Source organism: Bartonella sp. MR168JLCBS (assembly GCF_042194175.1).
Genome location: NZ_JBHIMP010000351.1, coordinates 1 through 734, shown reverse-complemented (window position 1 = coordinate 734; position 734 = coordinate 1). Strand labels below are relative to the sequence as shown.

Here is a 734-nt window from a genome sequence, read left to right as displayed (position 1 = left end):
CAATTACAAAAGGAAGGGCTTTTGCCTTTTCCTGCCATTAATGTCAATGATAGTGTCACTAAATCAAAATTTGATAATAAATATGGCTGTAAAGAATCATTGGTAGATGGTATCCGACGTGGGACAGACGTGATGATAGCTGGAAAAACGGCTATCGTCTGTGGTTATGGCGATGTGGGTAAAGGTTCAGCAGCGTCTTTGTCAGGTGCAGGAGCACGTGTCAAAATAACAGAAATCGACCCAATTTGTGCTCTTCAAGCGGCAATGGACGGTTACGAAGTCGTTACTTTAGATGACGCAGCCTCTAGTGCTGATATTATCATCACAACAACTGGCAATAAAGATGTTGTCCGCTTAGACCATATGCAACAAGTCAAAGATATGTGTATTCTTGGAAACATTGGCCACTTTGATAATGAAATCCAAGTATCAGCCCTTAGAAACTTGCCATGGACAAATATTAAACCACAAGTCGATATAGTTACCTTTCCCGATGGAAAACGTATAATTTTGCTTTCTGAGGGGCGTTTGCTAAACCTGGGTAATGCGACAGGTCACCCTTCTTTTGTCATGTCAGCTTCCTTTACCAATCAAGTCTTAGCGCAAATTGAACTCTTTACCCGTGCAGAACATTACAAAAATGAAGTAACTGTTTTGCCCAAACGTCTTGATGAAAAAGTTGCACGCCTTCACCTTGATCGGCTAGGAATAAAATTAAGCGTTTTATCAGAAGA

General features: G+C 40.7%; 1 protein-coding gene. It reads left to right on the top strand.

All coding sequences use genetic code 11. The features are described 5' to 3' along the window. Positions 1-734 (top strand): adenosylhomocysteinase (locus ACFIK8_RS11345; RefSeq protein WP_375669486.1); only part of this gene is annotated, 734 nt, incomplete at both ends.